Source organism: Rhodoplanes sp. SY1 (genome assembly GCF_046000175.1).
Lineage (GTDB): Bacteria > Pseudomonadota > Alphaproteobacteria > Rhizobiales > Xanthobacteraceae > Rhodoplanes.
In genome coordinates, this window is record NZ_JBEOMB010000002.1 from 69,887 (window position 1) to 87,625 (window position 17,739).

Here is a 17,739-nt window from a genome sequence, read left to right on the forward strand (position 1 = left end):
ATATTCGATTCAAATGCCGCCGTTCGGGGAGATGCGGCACATCCTTCCGGCACATTTTCAGGACTGATCCGAACGGAGGCTGGCGATGGCGCCCGCTCACGGTGCGAGCGCGTCGGCGAGTACCGATTCCATCAAGGCTCTGGCGCAGAGCGTCGCCAAGCCCGCGTATCGCCGACTGCTGATCGCCGAGCCCGTGCTGCGACGGGCGGTTCCGGTTCTCATCCTCGTCTTCCTGATCACCATCGCGACCGGCGCCGCGGTGCAGATCCGCGACAATCATCGTCGTGCCGTCGCGGCGGCGGCCGACGAGCTCGAGCTCGTCGCCGCCGTGCTGGCGCAACGCCTCGAGATCATCGCGCTGGCGGCCGCGCCGACCCGCCTGCAGGACGAGGTGACGGCGGCGATCGGCGCCGATCCGATGCTGCGCGACCGCGACGTCTTCGTCGCCAACGCGGCCGGCGTCGTGATCGCCTCGACCCCGCCGGAGCGCGGCCGCGGCCGGCGCATCGCCGAGCTCGCCGTGCCGATCGCCGGGACCGCGCTGCTCGGCCGGCGCGGCAGCGTGGTCGAGAGCACCCTGGCCGAGGGCGGCCGCGGTTTCGTCACGCTGCGCGACCTCCCCGCCCCGCTCGGCCGGATGCTCGTGATCACGCCGGCCGCGAACGCCACGGCCGGGTGGCGCTCCGACACGGCCATGACGGTGACGCTGTCGGCGACCACCGGCTTCGTCGTCCTGATTCTCGGCTTCGCCTTCCACTGGCAGGCGATGCGGGCCCGCGAGGCGGACCTGATCCACGACACGGTGCGCCACCGCATCGACACGGCGCTCAACCGCGGCCGCTGCGGCCTGTGGGACTGGGATCTCGCCTCCGGCCGGATCTTCTGGTCGCATTCGATGTTCGCCATCCTGGGCATCGAATGCCGCGACGAGCTTCTGGAGTTCGAGGACCTCGAGGCGCTGGTCAATCCGCAGGACGTCGACCTCGCCGGGCTCGCCGCCCAGATCGCCGACGGCCAGACCCGGGCGATCGACCGCGCCTTCCGGATGCGGCACGCCCGCGGCGACTGGGTGTGGCTGCGGGTGCGCTGCGAGATCATCCGCCAGGGCGACGGCGGCGTGCATCTGATCGGCATCGCGGTCGACATCACCGAGCAGAAGAGCCTGGTCGAGAAGACGGTCGCGGCCGACATCCGCCTGCGCGACGCCATCGAGACGGTGCCCGAGGCCTTCGTGCTGTGGGACGCCGAAAACCGGCTCGTGATGTGCAACTCCAACTTCCAGGAGCTGTACAACCTGTCCGACTCGGCCGTGGTCGCCGGCACCTCCTACGAGGCCGTGCTCGCCGCCGGCAGCCAGCACGTGGTGCGCACCATCGTGGCCGAGAGCGGCGCTACGACGGGCGGCCGCACCTTCGAGGCGCAGCTCGACGACGGCCGCTGGCTGCAGATCAGCGAGCGCCGCACCAAGGACGGCGGCTACGTCTCGGTCGGCACCGACATCACCAAGATCAAGCGCCACGAGGAGAAGCTGATCGAGAGCGAGCGGCGCCTGATGGCGACCATCAACGATCTGCGCAACTCCCAGCAGGCGCTGCAGACCCAGGCCCGCCAGCTCTCCGAGCTCGCCGAGAAATACGCCGCCGAGAAGACCCGCGCCGAGGACGCCAACCAGGCCAAGTCGCAGTTCCTCGCCAACATGAGCCACGAGCTGCGCACGCCGCTCAACGCGATCCTCGGCTTCTCCGAGATGATGGAAGCGCGGCTGTTCGGCCCGCTCGGCGTCGACCGCTACGACGAGTACTGCCGCGACATCCGCGAGAGCGGCCAGTATCTGCTCGACGTCATCAACGACATTCTCGACATGTCGCGCATCGAAGCCGGGCGGCTGCGCCTCGACTTCGAGCCGGTCGACGCCGATCGCATCCTCGGCGAGGCGATCCGGGTGGTGTCGAAGCGGGCCCAGGACAAGGCCCTCACCGTCACGTCCTGCATCGCGCCGGAGATCGGCCTCGTCGCCGACCGCCGCGCCGTCAAGCAGGTGGTGCTCAATCTCCTCTCCAACGCCGTGAAGTTCACCCCGGACGGCGGCGAGGTGCGGGTGCATGGACGGCGCAGCGGCGACGACATCGTCATCGCCATCGCCGACACCGGCATCGGCATCACGCGCCAGGCGCTGGCCCGGCTCGGCCGGCCGTTCGAGCAGGTCGAGGACCAGTTCACCAAGAGCCACCAGGGCTCGGGCCTCGGGCTCGCCATCTCCAAGTCGCTGGTCGAGCTTCACCACGGCTCGATGCGGCTGCGCTCGACGCTCAACAAGGGCACGATCGTCGTCGTGCGTCTGCCGATCGGCGGGACGCGCAAGCCGAGCGCCGGCATCGACGCCCTGCAGGCGGCCGCCCGCCGCTTCGACGCCGCGCTCTACAACAAGGACCGCGAGGTCGCCACGCCGATCCGCAGCTGCGGGTGAACGGACGGTTCAGCGACGGGCGCGCCGCCGCCATTCGGTCCAGTCGATGGGATCGGGCTCGCTGGCGACCACCGTGATCGCGTCGGCTGGGAGGCGATCGGTGAAGAGCACCAAGTTCAGGCACGACCAGCGCGCGCTGGGAGCGAAGAGACCATCGAAACCGAGGAAGTGCGCGGCGTCGGCGATTTCCTGGGTTCTGTCGTAGTCGCGCTCGGTCCATCGGGCCGTGTCGACACCGAGCCGGCCGAGCATCGCCATGTCGGCGATCCGGAGGGTTCGCGCGGTCGCGGCGCGAAGCCGATGAGCAAACCAGCGTGGCCGGGACGGAAAGACCGGCTGCGACGAGAGGAGCGCATGGATCTCGGCCACCGCGCCGTCGCGCGCCAACGCCGTATAGAGGACCTCGAAGCGCCCGTTGCACCACCGGCTGAGCGAAGCTCCCCCCAGACAGGGGTCGCGTCCGTCGCGGCAGACACGCCACGTCTCGCCGTCGAACGGCTCGCGAGCACACGCATCGACGAGATCGAGAAGCGCGACATCGCGAGCCCGGTGGACATCGGGCGGCATCAAGTGAAGGCGCCCTGATCCAGCGCGTCGATGATCGCCAGCACCGCTTCGGTACGGCCCGCATGGATCAGGTCGATCGCCCGATCGCCACCGAGCATCGGATGCTTGGCGTGCAGCCAGAGGCGCGTCTCGTCCGGCGTGTAGAACTCGGCCAGCCGGTCGACGACATAGCGAAGCTCGGCCATCACGGTTTGGGTCTTCAGGTCGGGCATCGCCTTTCCGCTCGACCACCGCGAGACCGTCGCGGGCGACACCGCGACGATGTTGGCGATGTCGCGCCCCTGGAGGCCGCCCCCCTCCCGGAGCCGATCGAGAATGCGGCTGACGGCCGTCGACATGAGCTGACCCACGAGCAATTGCGTTTCGATTTCAGAATATCGCGCTACTGAAAGCGATACGCAAGAGGACCGGGCCCCGCCCCCTACGGCTCCTCCCCCAAGACCCGCACGAAGCTCGCGCGGACGCGCTCCTGGGTCTCGGCGAGGTGGGCTTCGAGGGTGGCGAAGTCGGGCACGTCGGCGGCGCGGGTGAGCAGCGCGAGGAGACCGGCACCCGCCTTCTCCGGCTCGAAGGCCCCGGGCAGGCACAGGCGCAGCACGTGGGTGAGGTCGTGATAGAGGCGCGCCGCGGGGCGCAGCACCTCGGCGTCCTCGACCGACAGGAAGCCGAGCCGGGCTGCCTTCTCCAGCACCCGGATGGTCGAGGTGTCGAGGATCGCCGGCGTCTTCGCGGCGTGGACGAGCTGCAGGTACTGGGCGACGAACTCGATATCGACGAGCCCGCCGGCGACGTATTTGAGGCTCCAGCGGTCGCCGTCGCCCTTCTCGGTGGCGATGGCGCGGCGCATCTCGACGACGTCGCCAGCGATGGTCTTCGCGTCGCGCGGCACGCACAGCACGGCGCGGATCGCCTGCTCGACGCCGCGCGCGAAGGCCGGTGACGCGGAGACGACGCGCGCCCGGGTCAGCGCCATGTGCTCCCAGGTCCAGGCATCGCTGCGCTGATAATCGCGGAAGGCGGCGAGCGAGGTGGCGACCGGGCCGGAGCGACCGGACGGCCGCAGCCGCATGTCGACCTCGTAGAGGCGGCCGTGATTGGTCTGGGTGGTGAGCGCGTTGATCAGCCGCTGGGTGAAGCGGGCGAAGTACTGGCTGCCGTAGAGCGAGCGCTCGCCGTCGGATTCGGGATGCGCCTCGTCGAAGTCGTAGATGACGATCAGATCGAGATCCGAGGAGGCCGTCATCTCGCGGCCGCCGAGCTTGCCCATCGCGAGCACGGCGCTCTCGCCCTTCGGGATGCGACCGTAGATCCGCGAGAAGCTCGTCTCGACGGAGCGGTGCAGCGCCTTGATGACGACGTCGGCGAGCCCGGCGAAGGCGTCGCCGGCCTGCACGGCCGACACGGTGCCGGAGAGGATGCGGGCGCCGATCAGGAACATGTGCTCCTGACCGAACAGCCGCACGCGGTCCAGGAAGTCCTCGTCGGAGCGCGCCTGGGCGAGCGAGCGCTCCAGCTCCTCGTCGAGCCTCCCCGCGTCGGGCAGCGCGCCGAAGAAGGCCGGGTCGATCAGCGGGTCCATCACCTGGGGGTGGGCGGCGAGGATGTCGGCGAGGCGAGGCGCGGTGCCGAGCAGCAGGCCGACCAGCGCGACCAGGTCGGGATTCTGGTTGAGGAGCGCGAACAGCCGCGCGCCGCCGTGCAGGCCGGCGAGGAAATGGTCGAAGGCCAGCACCGCAGCGTCGGGATTCTCGGCGGCGGCGAGCTGATCGAGCAGCATCGGCACGAGCTGGGTGAAGTGGCTGCGCGCCGCCTCGCCACGCAGGCCCCGCGGCGCGCCGGAGAGCCAGCGCCGCACCGTCGTCGATACTTCGAGCGGGGTGCGGAACCCCATGGCGCCGAGCTTGTCGAGCGTCTCCTTGTCGTCGCGGTCGGTCGGGAAGGCGAGCCCGCGCTGCTCGGCGGCGCGCAGCGCCGCGTGCTCGAACAGCGCACCGTAATGGCGCTGGACGACGTTGAGCTCGGCGAGCAGCGCGGTCGCGAAGGCGTCGCGGCTCTCGTAGCCGAGGAAGCGGGCGAAGCGCTCCAGCGCCGGCCGGTCGGAGGGCAGATTGTGGGTCTGCTCGTCGGCCACCATCTGCAGCCGGTGCTCGACCTCGCGCAGGAACCGGTAGGCGCGGGCGAGCTCGGTCGCCGCCTCCGGCGCGATCCAGCCGCCCTCGGCGAGCGCGTCCAGCATCTCCAGCGTCTCGCGGCCGCGCAGGCCGGGATTGCGGCCGCCGGCGATGAGCTGCTGGGTCTGCACGAAGAACTCGATCTCGCGGATGCCGCCGCGGCCGAGCTTGACGTTGTGGCCCTCGACCGCGATGTCGCCGTGCCCCTTGTAGGCGTGGATCTGGCGTTTCATCGCGTGCACGTCGGCGAGCGTCGCGAAGTCGAGATACTTGCGCCAGACGAACGGCGTCAGCTCCTTGAGCACGAGGCCGCCGAGCGCGAGGTCGCCGGCGACCGGCCGCGCCTTGATGAAGGCGGCGCGCTCCCAGTTCTGGCCGACGCTCTCGTAGTAGTCGAGCGCCGCCGGCACCGAGACGGCGACCTGGGTCGAGGCGGGGTCGGGCCGCAGGCGAAGATCGACGCGGAACACGTAGCCGTCGCCGTTGCGCTCCTGCAGCAGCTTGATCAGCGTGCGGGTCATCCGCACGAATTGCGGACCCGGCTCGATGTCGGGGGCGAGCGGCGCCGCCGGGTCGTAGAAGACGATCAGGTCGATGTCGCTCGAGTAGTTGAGCTCGTGGGCGCCGCCCTTGCCCATCGCGAAGACGACATAGCCGCAATGCTCCTCGATGTGGTCGGGGTCGCGCGGCACCAGCTTGCCGGCCCGCATCGCGGAGAGCAGCAGGTGGCGCACCGCCGCCCGCACGGCCGTGTCGGCGAGATCGCTCAGCGCCCGCGTCACCTGCGCGAGCGGCCACACGCCGCCGATGTCGGCGACCGCGATCAGCAGCGCCGCCTCCGCCTTGAGCCGACGCAAGAGCCGCATCACCTCGGCGTCGTCGGCGCCGTGCGCCACGGCCCGGAACGTCTCCGACATGCGGTCGCGCAGATGCGCGTCGGGATCGCGGTCGAGCAGCCGGACGAAGCACGCGGGATCGCGCCGGATCAGCTCCCACAGATAGGGCGAGCCGTCGGCGAGCGCCTCGGTCAGCGCGCGGGCCAGCGGATGCACCGCCGCGATCTCCGCGAAGGCTGCGCCGGCCTCGCCCGCCTCGACGATCCACTCGTCGACGGCGGCCCGAGCGGCCTCCGCATCGACCAGAAGGGGTGCACGGACGAGACGCTCCGCGAGCGTCGCGGACCTTGCTTCGACGGCCATCGCTGCCGGCTGGTTCGCCACGGAGGGTCCTTCAGGCGGGCGCCGCGCGAGGGAGGGAGAGGACGACCCGAAGACCCGGCGCATTGTCTTCCAGCCGCAGCTCACCTCCATGAAGCCGCGCGATCGCGGATGCAAGGCTCAATCCGAGCCCGGAGCCCGGCTGGGAGCGGCTCTTCTCCAGCCGGACGAAGCGTTCGAGCACCCGGCCGCGATCCGCGGCGGCGATGCCGGGGCCGCGATCCGCGACCGAGATCTCGATCCGGTCGCCGAGCGTCGCGGCGGCGACCACCACGTCGGCCGGCGGCGGCGGGAACATCGGCGGCATGTCGGGCGGCACCTGGGGCGGAGCCTCGGCCACCATGGTCCCGCCGTCTCCCGGCGCACCCACGCCGGCGCCGGCGCCCACCGCGACCGGAAGGCCGGCCGGCGACGCCGCGGTCGCCCGGTCCGCGGCATCCGCTTCGGCCGCGTACTTGATGGCGTTGTCGATCAGATTGGCGAGCGCCTGGCCGATCAGCTCGCGGTTGGCGCGGATCGGCGCCGCCTCCGCCGCCTCGACCCGCAAGGCGAGCCCCTTCTCCTCGGCGAGCGGCTCGTACAGCTCGCCGACGTCGCGGGCGATCGCGGCCGCGTCGAACACCACCATGTCGGCGCGCGGTTCCCCGGACTCGGCGCGGGCGATCATCAGCAGGCTCTCGAAGGTGCGGATCAGCCCGTCCGATTCCTCGATGACGGCTTCGAGCGCCTGGCGATAGTCGGCCTCGCTCGACGCATGGCGTAGCGCCGCCTCGCTGCGGTTGCGCAGCCGGGTGAGTGGCGTCTTGAGGTCGTGGGCGACGTTGTCGGTGACCTCCTTGAGCCCGCGCAGCAGCGTCTCGATGCGCTCCAGCATGGTGTTCAGGCTGGTCGCCAGGCGGTCGAGCTCGTCGCCGGAGCCGGCCACGGGGAGCCTCCCGGCGAGATCACCCGCCATGATGACACGGGCCTTGTCGGTCATCGCGTCGATGCGGCGCAGCACCCGGCGGCTGACGAACACGCCCCCCAGCAGGCCGAGGACGACGACGATCGCGACCGACCAGCGCCCCGCCGTGGCGACGATGCGGAACAGGTGCTCGCGCTCGGCGAGGTCGCGGCCGACCAGGAGGCGGAACCCGCCGGGCAACTCGGTCACCTTGACGAGCGCCGTGTGGTCGCCGCCGTCCGGCTCCTCCAGCCGGCGATAGCTGGTCTCGACCCAGCCCGACCGCTCGATCACGCCCGCCTCCAGCGAGGCGACGTTGCCGGCGATGCCGCCGCCGGTCGGCGTCGTCACGAGATAGAGGCTCGATCCCGGCTGGTTGCCGCGGCTCTCGACGATGAAGAGGAGCCGGCGCAGGCCGGCGGCCTCGTACTGGCGGGTCAGCTCGTCCGTCTCGGTCTCGACCGTGCGGACGATCTGCTCGTTCATCAACCGCCGCGTGTTGAGGGCGAAATAGCCGAGCAGGAACGCGGCGAACAGCACCATCACCAGGAGGTACAGAAGGGTGAGGCGGAAGACCGTGGTCTTGAGGAGCTTAGCGAGCGCCGTCACGGATCATGTATCCGGCCCCGCGGACCGTGTGGAGGAGCGGCTGCGCGAAGCCCTTGTCGATCTTGCCGCGCAGACGCGAGACGTGCACGTCGATCACGTTGGTCTGCGGATCGAAGTGATAGTCCCACACGTTCTCCAGCAGCATGGTGCGGGTGACCACCTGGCCGGCGTGCTTCATCAGATACTCGAGCAGGCGGAACTCGCGCGGCTGCAGGACGATCTCCTCCTTGCCGCGGGTCACCCGGTGCGACAGCCGGTCGAGCTCGAGATCGCCGACCCGGTAGACCGTCTCCTCGCGGCCGCCGTGGCGCCGCGCCAGAATCTCGACGCGGGCGAGCAGCTCGGCGAACGAGTACGGCTTCGCGAGATAATCGTCGCCGCCGGCGCGCAGTCCCTTGACGCGATCGTCCACGGCGCCGAGCGCCGACAGGATCAGCGCCGGAACCGTGGCGCCCTTGGCCCGCAGCGCGCCGATGACCGAGAGGCCGTCGCGCTTGGGCAGCATGCGATCGACGATCAGGACGTCGTAGGTCTCGTGGCTGGCGAGCGCCAGGCCCTCCTCGCCGTCGGCGGCGTGATCCGCCACGTGACCGACCTCGCGCAGCGCCTTGACCAGATAGTCGGCGGCGTCGCGATCGTCCTCGATGATCAACAGGCGCATGGTGTGAACCTTGGCCTCGGGACCGACGGCGGTCCGTTCGGGGGGCGCCTCGACCGTCGGCATCCGCTGCATCGGCGACCCGGACAGGGGCGACACGGACACGGGTGACGTGGACACGGGTGACACGGGCGCCTCCATCCGGAGAAGTAGCGAGCCCTCGACGCCATGACAACCGCGCCGGGGATCGGATCGCACGGCACACCGCCGGGCGGAGCGGAAAGGGGACGACGGCGGACCGCCGTCCCCTCCTCCGACGGCCCGGCGGGGCGAGGATATGCCGGATCCGTCAGATGGCAGGCGGGACGGGCGCGCCGTCCCGATCGTCGTGACCGGTGGCGGCGGAACGTCCCCGTATTACAACCGAGAGCCGGCAGGCCGGCCCCGTTCTTACGACCGAGAGCCGGCAAGCCGGCCCCGTTCCTACGACCGAGAGCCGGCAGGCCGGCCCTCGGGGCGCGAAGACAGACGGGACGGCCGAGACCGTCCCGTGTTCGGAGGCTGCCGGGCCGGGGCGACTCGAGGACCGACGGCAGCGCCCCGAGGCGGCGGTCAGCCCTTGGCGAGAGGCACCGCGACGAAGCGGGTGTTCTGGCCGGTCTTGACGCGCATCAGGACGGTCTTCTTGCCGCCCGTCTGGGCCTCGCCGAGCGCCTTGCGGACGTCGGCCGGGGAGTTCACGGTCGTGCCGCCGACGTCGAGGATGACATCGCCGGTCCGCAGCCGGTCGCCGGCCGCGCCGTCGGGATCGACCTGGGTGACGACCACGCCCTCGCTGCCGCCGCCGGCCACCGCGCCGGCCGGGGCCAGCGTCAGGCCGAGGCGCGGCACCTTGGTGTCGCCGCTGCGGCCGGAGCGCTCGCCGTCGCCGTCGCCGCGCGAGGCGAGGCGCTGCTCCTTGGGCAGCTCGCCGAGCGTCAGGTTCAGCGTCTCGGTCTTGCCGTTGCGGAAGACGTCGAGCTTCACGGTGGCGCCGGGCGCCATCATGCCGATGGTGCGGGCGAGGGTCTTGGAGTCCTTCACGGGCTCGCCGTTGACGGCCGTGATCACGTCACCCGACTTGATGCCGGCCTTGGCGGCCGGGCTGCCGGACTGCGGCTCGGCGACCAGCGCCCCCTGGTCGGTCTTGAGCCCGAGGCTGTCGGCGATGTCGTCGGTGACCGACTGGATCTGCACGCCGATCCAGCCGCGCGACACCTTGCCCTTGTCCTTGAGCTGGGCGACGACGGTGCGGACGGTCTCGGCGGGAATCGCGAAGGCGATGCCGACGGAGCCGCCGGACGGCGAGAAGATCGCCGTGTTCACGCCGACCACGTTGCCGTCCATGTCGAAGCTCGGGCCGCCCGAATTGCCGCGGTTCACCGGCGCGTCGATCTGCAGGAAGTCGTCGTAGGGGCCGGCGCCGATGTCGCGGCCGCGAGCCGAGACGATGCCGGCCGTGACAGTGCCGCCGAGGCCGAACGGATTGCCGACCGCCAGCACCCAGTCGCCGATGCGCGGTGCCTTGTCGCCGAGCGCGACGGCGGGGAAGTCGGTGCGGCCGTCGACCTTGATCAGCGCGAGGTCGGTGCGCGGATCGGTGCCGATCACCTTGGCCGTGTAGGTCTTGCCGTCGTCGGTCGTCACCTGGACGCTCTCGGCCTTGTCGACCACGTGGTTGTTGGTCACGGCGTAGCCGTCCGGCGTGATGAAGAAGCCGGAGCCCTGGCCGGTCGAGAACTGCCGGCGGCGCGGGTTCTGCGGCTGGTCCGGGATGCCGTCCTGGCCCTGGCCGAAGCGGCGGAAGAAGAACTCGAAGGGCGAGCCCTGGCCGAACGGATCCTCGCCCCGGGTGCCGACCCGCGGCCGCTCGTTGCTGACCTTGACCTTCACCGAGATCACGGCCGGCTTCACCTTGTCGACGATGTCGGCGAACCCGGCGGGGCGCTGGGTGTTCTGGGCATAGGCGGGGGCGAGCAGCGCAGTCTGGCGGCTGCCGGGCACGAAATCGGGATTGACGAACAGCACGCCGGCACCGAGTGCGCCGACCGTCGCGAGCAGCGCCAGGCGCCGCGCCGACACCAGGCTGCGCACCTTGCCGGTCAGGGATTCGGTCTCGTTCATCGAAGGCTCCATCTTCAGGTCGTTCGGCATCATGTCGTCCGACATCACGTCGTTCGGCTCGTTCGGCGGCGCGAACCGCATCACCGTCGTCGGAGAAGATGGAGATCGCCGGATTACCGCGTCCTGACCGCCGGATTAAAACTCCGTAATCTGGGGGGGCTCATAAAACCTTATTTATTTCAATCAGTTGGACCGAACCAAGGCGCCCCCGGCCAGGCGCGGCTTGGCGCTGGCGCCCCGCCGCGTTACATCGGCCCCTGCCCGTCCCGCCGCGGCACGTCGCGGCGGTCGCCTCGGCCGGGCCGCGGAGACCGAGCATGACCGAGACTCTGCCGGACCGGCCGCCCGCGCCGGCGCCGCCCGCCCTCACCGCCCTGCGGCCGCGGGACGGCGACGCGCACGGCCTCGTCAACGCGGTCGTCTACCGCGACGGACGGCGGCTCGCCGACATCCCGGTCGAGGAGGCCGGGAGCTGGGCGCAACGCCCCCGCCATGTCGTCTGGATCGGCCTCTACGAGCCCGACCACGAGCTGCTCGCCGCCTTGCAGCAGCAGTTCGCCCTGCATCCGCTCGCCATCGAGGACGCCGAGAAGGCGCATCAGCAGCCCAAGCTCGAGCAGTACGGCGACACGCTGTTCGTCGTCGCGCGGACCGCCCAGATGGTCGACGGCCGCGTCGCCTTCGGCGAGACGCATCTGTTCGTCGGCCACGGCTACGTGGTGAGCGTGCGGCACGGCGCCTCGCGCTCCTATGCCGACATCCGGCGGCGCTGCGAGGCCTCGCCCGACATGCTGATCCAGGGCGAGGACTACATCCTCTATTCGGTGCTCGACTTCATCGTCGACAACTACGCCCCGGTGCTGGAGGCGATCACCGAGGAGGTCGAGCGCATCGAGGACCGGGTGCTGGAGAACAGCCTCGGCACCGAGGCGATCGAGCGCCTCTACACGCTGCGCCGCGACCTCCTGCGGCTGCGCAACGCCGCCGGCCCGCTGGTCGACGTGTGCCAGCGGCTGGAGCACTCCAAGCTCACCGCCATCGACCCCAATCTGCAGCCGCTGTTCCGCGACGTGACGGACCACATCAAGCGCGTCCAGTCGGAGATCGACGCGCTGCGCGAGGTCCTGGCCTTCGCGTTCGAAGCGGGCCTGATGGTCGGGCAGATGCAGCAGACCGTGATCACGCGGCGCCTCGCCGCCTGGGCCGCCATCCTCGCTGTGCCGACCGCGGTCGCCGGCATCTACGGCATGAACTTCAAGCACATGCCGGAGCTCGACTGGGTGTGGGGCTACTACGTCGTGGTCGGCTGCATTTTGGCCGCCTGCGGCGGGCTGTTCTGGTGGTTCCGCCGGGTGGGGTGGCTGTAGGAACGGGGGCGTTCCCTCTTGCACGCGGCGTTGTCATTCCGGGGCGCGGCGAAGCCGCGAACCCGGAATCCAGCGGCGAGCTCGAGCTCCGCGATCTGGGCTGGATTCCGGGTTCGGCGCTGCGCGCCGCCCCGGAATGACCACCGAATGGATCGAACAGCCGAAACCTCAGCCCTTCGTCAGCTCGGCGAGCTTCTTCTTCTCCTCGTCGCTGAGCGGTGCGGCGACGGCCATCTCGGCGGCGTCGCGGCGGCGGTGGAGCATCACGCCGAAGCCGATCGCGCCGGCGAGCAGGATCAGGGCGGGCGCGACCCACAGGATCGCGGTCTGCCACGAGAAGCGTGGCTTCAAGAGCACGAACTCGCCGTAGCGGGCGACCAGATAGTCGATCACCTGGCTGTTGCTGTCGCCTTTCTCGATCCGCTCGCGCACCAGCAGGCGCAGGTCGCGAGCGAGCCCGGCGTCTGAATCGTCGATCGACTGGTTCTGGCACACGAGGCAACGCAGATGCTGCGAGATGTCGCGCGCCCGCTGCTCCTGCGCCGGGTCCTTCAGCATCTCGTCGGGCTGCACGGCGAGAGCGGGACCGGCGATCGCGAGCGCCATCGAAACGCAAATCAACAGTCGTCGGATCATCACGGCATAATCCCGGTTGACCTCGATATCGCAGAATGCGATATCGAGGCATGCGGTCGATCGTCTTCACTCCGGCCGCGACGCGGCAGTGGACGAAGCTGTCCAAGGCGGCGCGGACCCGCATCAGGGCGCGGCTGGAGGCCTACGCGGCCACCGGCCACGGCGACGTCAAGGTGCTGAAGGGCCGGGCCGGGGCACGCCTTCGGGTCGGCGACTGGCGGGTGATCTTCGACCCTGACGGCGACACCATCGTGGTGGTGGCGGTCGGCCATCGCCGCGACATCTACGATTGACACGAAAGAGGCCGGGAGGCCGACATGAAGGTCCGCTTCGAGACGACCCCGAAGGGCGAGGTGGCGATCCTGCCGCGCGCCGAATACGAGCGGCTCGTCGCCCTCGCGGCGGAAGCCGCCGAGGATGCCGGCACGGCCCGACTGGTCGCGAAGGCCCGCGAGGAGATCGCGGCCGGCGCGCCGGTCTTTCCGCTCGCGGTCGCGGAGGCGCTCGCCGACGGAGAAAACCCGATCCGCGTGCTGCGCGGATTTCGCGGAATGACCCAGGTCGAGCTCGCCACTGCGCTCGGGATCACCCAAGGCTACCTGTCGGACCTCGAAAGCGGCAAGCGAGCAGGACCGCTCGCCCTGCACCGGAAGCTCGCCCGGGTGCTCTCCGTGCCGCTCGATCTCCTGGCGCCCGTCGAGAACGACCTCGGATCGCCCGAAGCACCATCGCGCAAGAAAGCCGCGCAACGCGCAGCCGGCCGCAAGACGCCCCACCGCTGAGACGCGGCGCATTCGGCGCGCGATCACGGCCGGCGACAACCTTCTCACTCCGCCGGCTGGGCGGCGAGCCTCGCCTTGGAGGGGCGCGGCGCGCCGACGCGCAGGCGGCGATCCGACAGCGACAGACCGCCGCCGATCGACATCACGATGGTGCCGATCCAGATCAGCAGCACCAGCGGCTTGTCGTAGGCCCGCACGGCGACCGAGCCGTCCGGATTGAGGTCGCCGAGCGAGACATAGAGCTGGCCGACGCCGTGGCGCATCAGCGCGGCCTCGGTGGTCGCCATCTCGCGATGCGTGAAGGCGCGCTTGGCCGGCGCCAGTGTCGCGATCTTCACGCCGCCCTCGCGCACCGCGAAGCGCACCGACAGCTCGCGGTAGTTCGGGCCCTCGCGCTGGTCGAGCCCGTCGAACACCAGCTCGTAGCGGCCGACCGTGGCGACGTCGCCGGCCTTCATGGCGACGATGCGCTCGATGTTCCACTGCGACTCGCCGACGATGCCGAGCAGCATGACGCCGAGCCCGGCATGGCCGAGCGCCGTGCCCCAGGCCGAGCGCGGCAGGCCGACGGCGCGCCGAAAGCTCGTGCCGGCCGGCAGACGGAACAGGCCGATACGCTCGGCGACGTCGGTCGCGGCGCCGACGATCACAAACGCGGCGAGGCCGATGCCGAGCGGCGCCAGCACGGGTCCGCCCTGCAGGGCGAACGTGATCACCAGCGCCAGCACGGCGGCGCCCGCGGCGGTGACCAGCCGTTGCGCGACTCCCAACAGGTCGCCGCGCTTCCAGGCGAGCAGCGGGCCGAACGGCACGGCGATCAGCAGCGGCACCATCAGCGGGCCGAACGTCATGTTGAAGAACGGGGCTCCGACCGAGATCTTCGCCCCCGTCAGCGCCTCGAGCGCCAGCGGGTAGAGCGTGCCGACGAACACGGTGGCGCAGGCCGTGGTGAGGAACAGGTTGTTGAAGACCAGCGAGCCTTCGCGCGACACCGGCGCGAACAGGCCGCCCTGCCGCAGCATCGGGGCGCGCCAGGCGAACAGCGTCAGCGAGCCGCCGATGAAGACGACCAGGATCGCCAGGATGAACACGCCGCGCGTCGGATCGGTGGCGAAGGAGTGCACCGAGGTGAGCACGCCGGAGCGGACCAGGAACGTGCCCATCAGCGACAGCGAGAAGGTGAGGATGGCGAGCAGGATGGTCCACACCTTGAGGGCGTCGCGCTTCTCCATCACCAGGGCCGAATGGAGGAGCGCCGTGCCGGCGAGCCACGGCATCAGCGAGGCGTTCTCGACCGGATCCCAGAACCACCAGCCCCCCCAGCCGAGCTCGTAATAGGCCCAGTAGGAGCCCATCGCGATGCCGAGCGTGAGGAAGATCCAGGCGATCAGGATCCACGGTCGCACGAAGCGCGCCCACGCCGCGTCGATACGGCCGATCAAGAGCGCGCCGGCCGCGAACGAGAAGGCGACCGAGAAGCCGACATAACCCACGTACAAGAGCGGCGGATGGATCGCGAGGCCGATGTCCTGCAGGATCGGATTGAGGTCGCGCCCCTCGAAGGGCGGCTGGGCGAGCCGCGCGAACGGATTGGAGGTGATCAGGATGAACAGGTAGAACGCGATCGCGACGATCGCCTGCACGCTGAGCACGGCGGCGTGCAGCACGGCCGGCACGTTGCGGCCGAGGGCGGCCAGCATCGCCCCGAACAGCGCGAGGATCAGCACCCACAGGAGCATCGAGCCCTCGTGGTTCCCCCACACGCTGGTGAACTTGTAGACGAGCGGCATGGTCGAGTGCGAGTTCGCCGCGACGTTCTCGACCGAGAAGTCGGAGACGACGTAGCTCGCGGTCAGCGCCGCGAAGGAGAGCGCGACGAACCCGAACTGCACCAGCGCGGTCGGCTTCGCCACCGCCATCAGGGCGTCGTCGCCGGTCTTCACGCCGATCAACGGCACGATGGCCTGGGCGAGCGCCAGCGCCAGCGCCAGGACGAGAGCGTAGTGGCCGAGCTCCGGGATCATCGCGTCGCGGCTCCCGTGGCGGCGGGCATCGTCACCGACGACTGCGGGCCGGGCGCCGCGGCCGGCGCGGCGGCGGGCGCAGCGTTGGGCGCCTTGCCCTTGTCGTAGTCGGCCTGCCAGTGGCCCTGCTTCTTCAGCGCGTCGGCGACCTCGCGCGGCATGTACTTCTCGTCGTGCTTGGCGAGCACGCTGTCGGCCTTGACGCCGGAGCCGTCGAGCACGCCCTCGGCGATCACGCCCTGCCCCTCGCGGAACAGATCCGGCAGGATGCCCTTGTAGGCGACCGCGATGGTGTTGGCGCCGTCGGTCACCTGGAAGCGCACCGCCAGATTCTCGCCGCGCTCCACCGAGCCGGGGGCGACCAGACCGCCGATGCGCAGCCGCGTGCCGGGCTGCACCTTCTTCTCGACGACGTCGGTCGGCGAGTTGAAGAACACGATCGAGTCTGTCAGCGCGTTGAGGACGAGGCCGACCGCCACGGCCAGCACGGCGACACCGCCGGCGATCAGGGCGAAGCGACGCTGCTTGCGGGTCATTGCACGACTCCGGAACCGGACGCGGGTCGCGGCTCGGGTAGCCCGAGCTCCTTCGCGACGGCATCGATGCGGGCGAGTTTTTCGGGCGCGCCGGCGAGCGCTTTTCGCGCGTCGGCGGCTGCCGCGGTCGCGCGGTCGCGCTCGCCGAGCGCGATATGGGTGCGCACCAGGCGCAGCCAGCCGTCGACGTCGCTGCCGTCGGCGGCGAGCTTCCTGGCGAGGCGGTCGATCAGGCCCCGCATGGTCTCGTCGTAGTCGGCACCGCCGCCGGTCGCAGCCGACTGCTCGCCCGCCCCTGCCCCCTGAGCCGCACCCGGCCGGGCCGGGGCCGGCAGCGAGGGTAGCGCGATGCCGGGACTCTGCGCCGGCGCAGCGACGCGCGGGCCGGCGGGGGCCGCCGGCGCGGTCGCGACGCCGGCATCGAGCCGGTAGGGCTTCGCCTCGGCCTCCAGCCGCACCAGCCGGTCCGGCATGTCGGCGAGCGCCCGCCGCGCCTCGGCGAGCGCGGCGCGGGCCTTGTCGGTCTCGCGCATCACCATGTGGGAGCGGATCAGCCGCAGCCAGCCGTCGACATCGGTACCGTCCTTCTCGAGGCGGGCGGCGAGCTGGGCGAGCATGCCGCGCACCATCGCCTTCTGGTCCTCGGTCAGCGCCTGCGGCACGTCCTCGGACACGCCACCGGGCGCTGCGACGCTGCCGCGATCGAGCTGCGACAGCGCCGTCTTGACGAAGCCGGTCCACGGCGCGTCGGCCGGCGCCCGCGCCAAGAGCCCCTGCCAGATCGTGCGCGCCTCGTCGGGCCGGCCGGCCTGCTGGGCGGCGAGGCCGAGATAATAGGCGGCGGAGACGTGCTCGCGGTCGATCACCAGGGCGCGCTCGAACTGCGCCTTGGCGGCCGGCGTGACGGTGCCGCCGGCCTGGCCGGTCAGCGCCTCGCCGAGATCGGCCACCCGGTCGCCGGTCTCGCCGAGCAGCCGGATGGCGTTGCGATACGCCTTCACGGCGTCGTCGAATCGCTCGAGCCGCATGTAGGCCGGCGCCAGCACGGCCCAGCCGCGGCCGTCCTCGGGATTGCTGCGCAGATGCGCCTCGACCTTCGGCACCATGGCGGCCATGGCGGCGTTCTGGTCGGTCTCGCCGCTCTTCCCGGCATGCAGGCGGGCGAGCCGCTCGGCGAGCGGCTGGCCCGGCATCTCCGGCGATCCGGTGACGAGGTACCAGCCGAGCCCGGCGAGCGGCAGCGCCACCAGCACGGCGGCCGCCACCTTGCGCACCGCGGACCCGCCGCCGGGCTGCGACGCCGGGCGCGCGGCTGCGGCCGCCTCGGCGGCGGCGATCAGCCGGCGCGACACCTCGACCCGGGCGGCCTCGGCCTCGGCCGGGCCGATGGCGCCGAGCGACAGGTCGCGCTCGATCTCGTCGAGCTGGTCACGATAGACGGCGGCATCGTCGCCGCCGCGCCCGGGTCCGGTGCGGCGGACCAGCGGCCACAGCGCGGCGCCGAGCGCCACCGCCGTCATCAGCGCGAGCAATATGGAGAGCGTCATGGGCGAGACCCTAGCCGGTGGCCCCGTCATTGACCATGACGCCCCCGGTCGCAACCTTGGGAAATGTCAAAGCCCCGTGACGCAGCCGGCAGCCCGATAGGGCGACGGTTCG

The 17,739-nt window shown here is 71.0% G+C and carries 14 protein-coding genes; 4 read left to right on the top strand and 10 right to left on the bottom strand.

The annotated features are described in order from the left end of the window. Positions 1-85 precede the first annotated feature (85 nt). Entirely contained in the window at positions 86-2,467 is a 2,382-nt protein-coding gene (locus ABTU92_RS00600; RefSeq protein WP_408086624.1) for an ATP-binding protein, read from the top strand. 9 nt (positions 2,468-2,476) lie between these two features. On the opposite strand, the gene ABTU92_RS00605 is transcribed toward ABTU92_RS00600, so the two are convergent. The 6 genes from ABTU92_RS00605 to ABTU92_RS00630 all read right to left on the bottom strand — a co-directional run bounded on the left by ABTU92_RS00605 (position 2,477) and on the right by ABTU92_RS00630 (position 10,747). Further along, complete coding sequence (locus ABTU92_RS00605; RefSeq protein WP_408086778.1) at positions 2,477-3,034, bottom strand: RES family NAD+ phosphorylase; 558 nt, start codon at positions 3,032-3,034, stop codon at positions 2,477-2,479. Next, entirely contained in the window at positions 3,034-3,372 is a 339-nt protein-coding gene (locus ABTU92_RS00610; RefSeq protein ID WP_408086626.1) for an antitoxin Xre/MbcA/ParS toxin-binding domain-containing protein, read from the bottom strand. Before ABTU92_RS00610 ends, ABTU92_RS00605 begins: the two co-directional genes overlap by 1 nt. Before the next feature lie 83 nt (positions 3,373-3,455). Next, positions 3,456-6,404: a bifunctional [glutamine synthetase] adenylyltransferase/[glutamine synthetase]-adenylyl-L-tyrosine phosphorylase gene (locus ABTU92_RS00615; RefSeq protein ID WP_408086780.1), complete on the bottom strand. Its 2,949-nt coding sequence runs from the start codon at positions 6,402-6,404 to the stop codon at positions 3,456-3,458. Positions 6,405-6,435: 31 nt separating this feature from the next. Further along, a complete protein-coding gene (locus ABTU92_RS00620; RefSeq protein WP_408086628.1) occupies positions 6,436-7,974 on the bottom strand; it encodes an ATP-binding protein in 1,539 nt (512 codons plus the stop codon). Beyond that, on the bottom strand, positions 7,958-8,635 hold the full coding sequence (locus tag ABTU92_RS00625) for a response regulator transcription factor (RefSeq protein ID WP_408086782.1): 678 nt from the start codon (positions 8,633-8,635) through the stop codon (positions 7,958-7,960). The genes ABTU92_RS00620 and ABTU92_RS00625 overlap by 17 nt, the downstream gene beginning before the upstream one ends. Positions 8,636-9,184: 549 nt before the next feature. Further along, on the bottom strand, positions 9,185-10,747 hold the full coding sequence (locus ABTU92_RS00630) for a Do family serine endopeptidase (RefSeq protein ID WP_408086784.1): 1,563 nt from the start codon (positions 10,745-10,747) through the stop codon (positions 9,185-9,187). 305 nt (positions 10,748-11,052) lie between these two features. Between ABTU92_RS00630 and corA the strand changes: the two genes are divergently transcribed. Next, positions 11,053-12,102: a magnesium/cobalt transporter CorA gene (gene corA, locus ABTU92_RS00635; RefSeq protein WP_408086630.1), complete on the top strand. Its 1,050-nt coding sequence runs from the start codon at positions 11,053-11,055 to the stop codon at positions 12,100-12,102. A gap of 168 nt (positions 12,103-12,270) precedes the next feature. On the opposite strand, the gene ABTU92_RS00640 is transcribed toward corA, so the two are convergent. After that, positions 12,271-12,708: a cytochrome c-type biogenesis protein gene (locus tag ABTU92_RS00640; protein ID WP_408086632.1), complete on the bottom strand. Its 438-nt coding sequence runs from the start codon at positions 12,706-12,708 to the stop codon at positions 12,271-12,273. 80 nt (positions 12,709-12,788) lie between these two features. Here ABTU92_RS00640 and ABTU92_RS00645 point away from each other — a divergent pair, with 80 nt between their 5' ends. Together ABTU92_RS00645 and ABTU92_RS00650 are read left to right on the top strand one after the other, a co-directional pair. Beyond that, positions 12,789-13,031 (top strand): type II toxin-antitoxin system RelE family toxin, encoded by a 243-nt coding sequence (locus ABTU92_RS00645; RefSeq protein ID WP_408086634.1) that lies wholly within the window; start codon positions 12,789-12,791, stop codon positions 13,029-13,031. Positions 13,032-13,055: 24 nt separating this feature from the next. Beyond that, on the top strand, positions 13,056-13,520 hold the full coding sequence (locus ABTU92_RS00650) for a helix-turn-helix transcriptional regulator (RefSeq protein WP_408086636.1): 465 nt from the start codon (positions 13,056-13,058) through the stop codon (positions 13,518-13,520). 44 nt (positions 13,521-13,564) lie between these two features. Here ABTU92_RS00650 and ABTU92_RS00655 read toward each other — a convergent pair whose 3' ends face one another. The 3 genes from ABTU92_RS00655 to ccmI are packed head-to-tail and all read right to left on the bottom strand — an operon-like array spanning position 13,565 to position 17,627. After that, entirely contained in the window at positions 13,565-15,544 is a 1,980-nt protein-coding gene (locus tag ABTU92_RS00655; protein ID WP_408086638.1) for a heme lyase CcmF/NrfE family subunit, read from the bottom strand. Then, entirely contained in the window at positions 15,541-16,080 is a 540-nt protein-coding gene (gene ccmE, locus ABTU92_RS00660; protein WP_408086640.1) for a cytochrome c maturation protein CcmE, read from the bottom strand. Before ccmE ends, ABTU92_RS00655 begins: the two co-directional genes overlap by 4 nt. Then, complete coding sequence (gene ccmI / locus ABTU92_RS00665) at positions 16,077-17,627, bottom strand: c-type cytochrome biogenesis protein CcmI (protein ID WP_408086642.1); 1,551 nt, start codon at positions 17,625-17,627, stop codon at positions 16,077-16,079. The genes ccmE and ccmI overlap by 4 nt, the downstream gene beginning before the upstream one ends. Between the last annotated feature and the right edge of the window lie 112 nt (positions 17,628-17,739).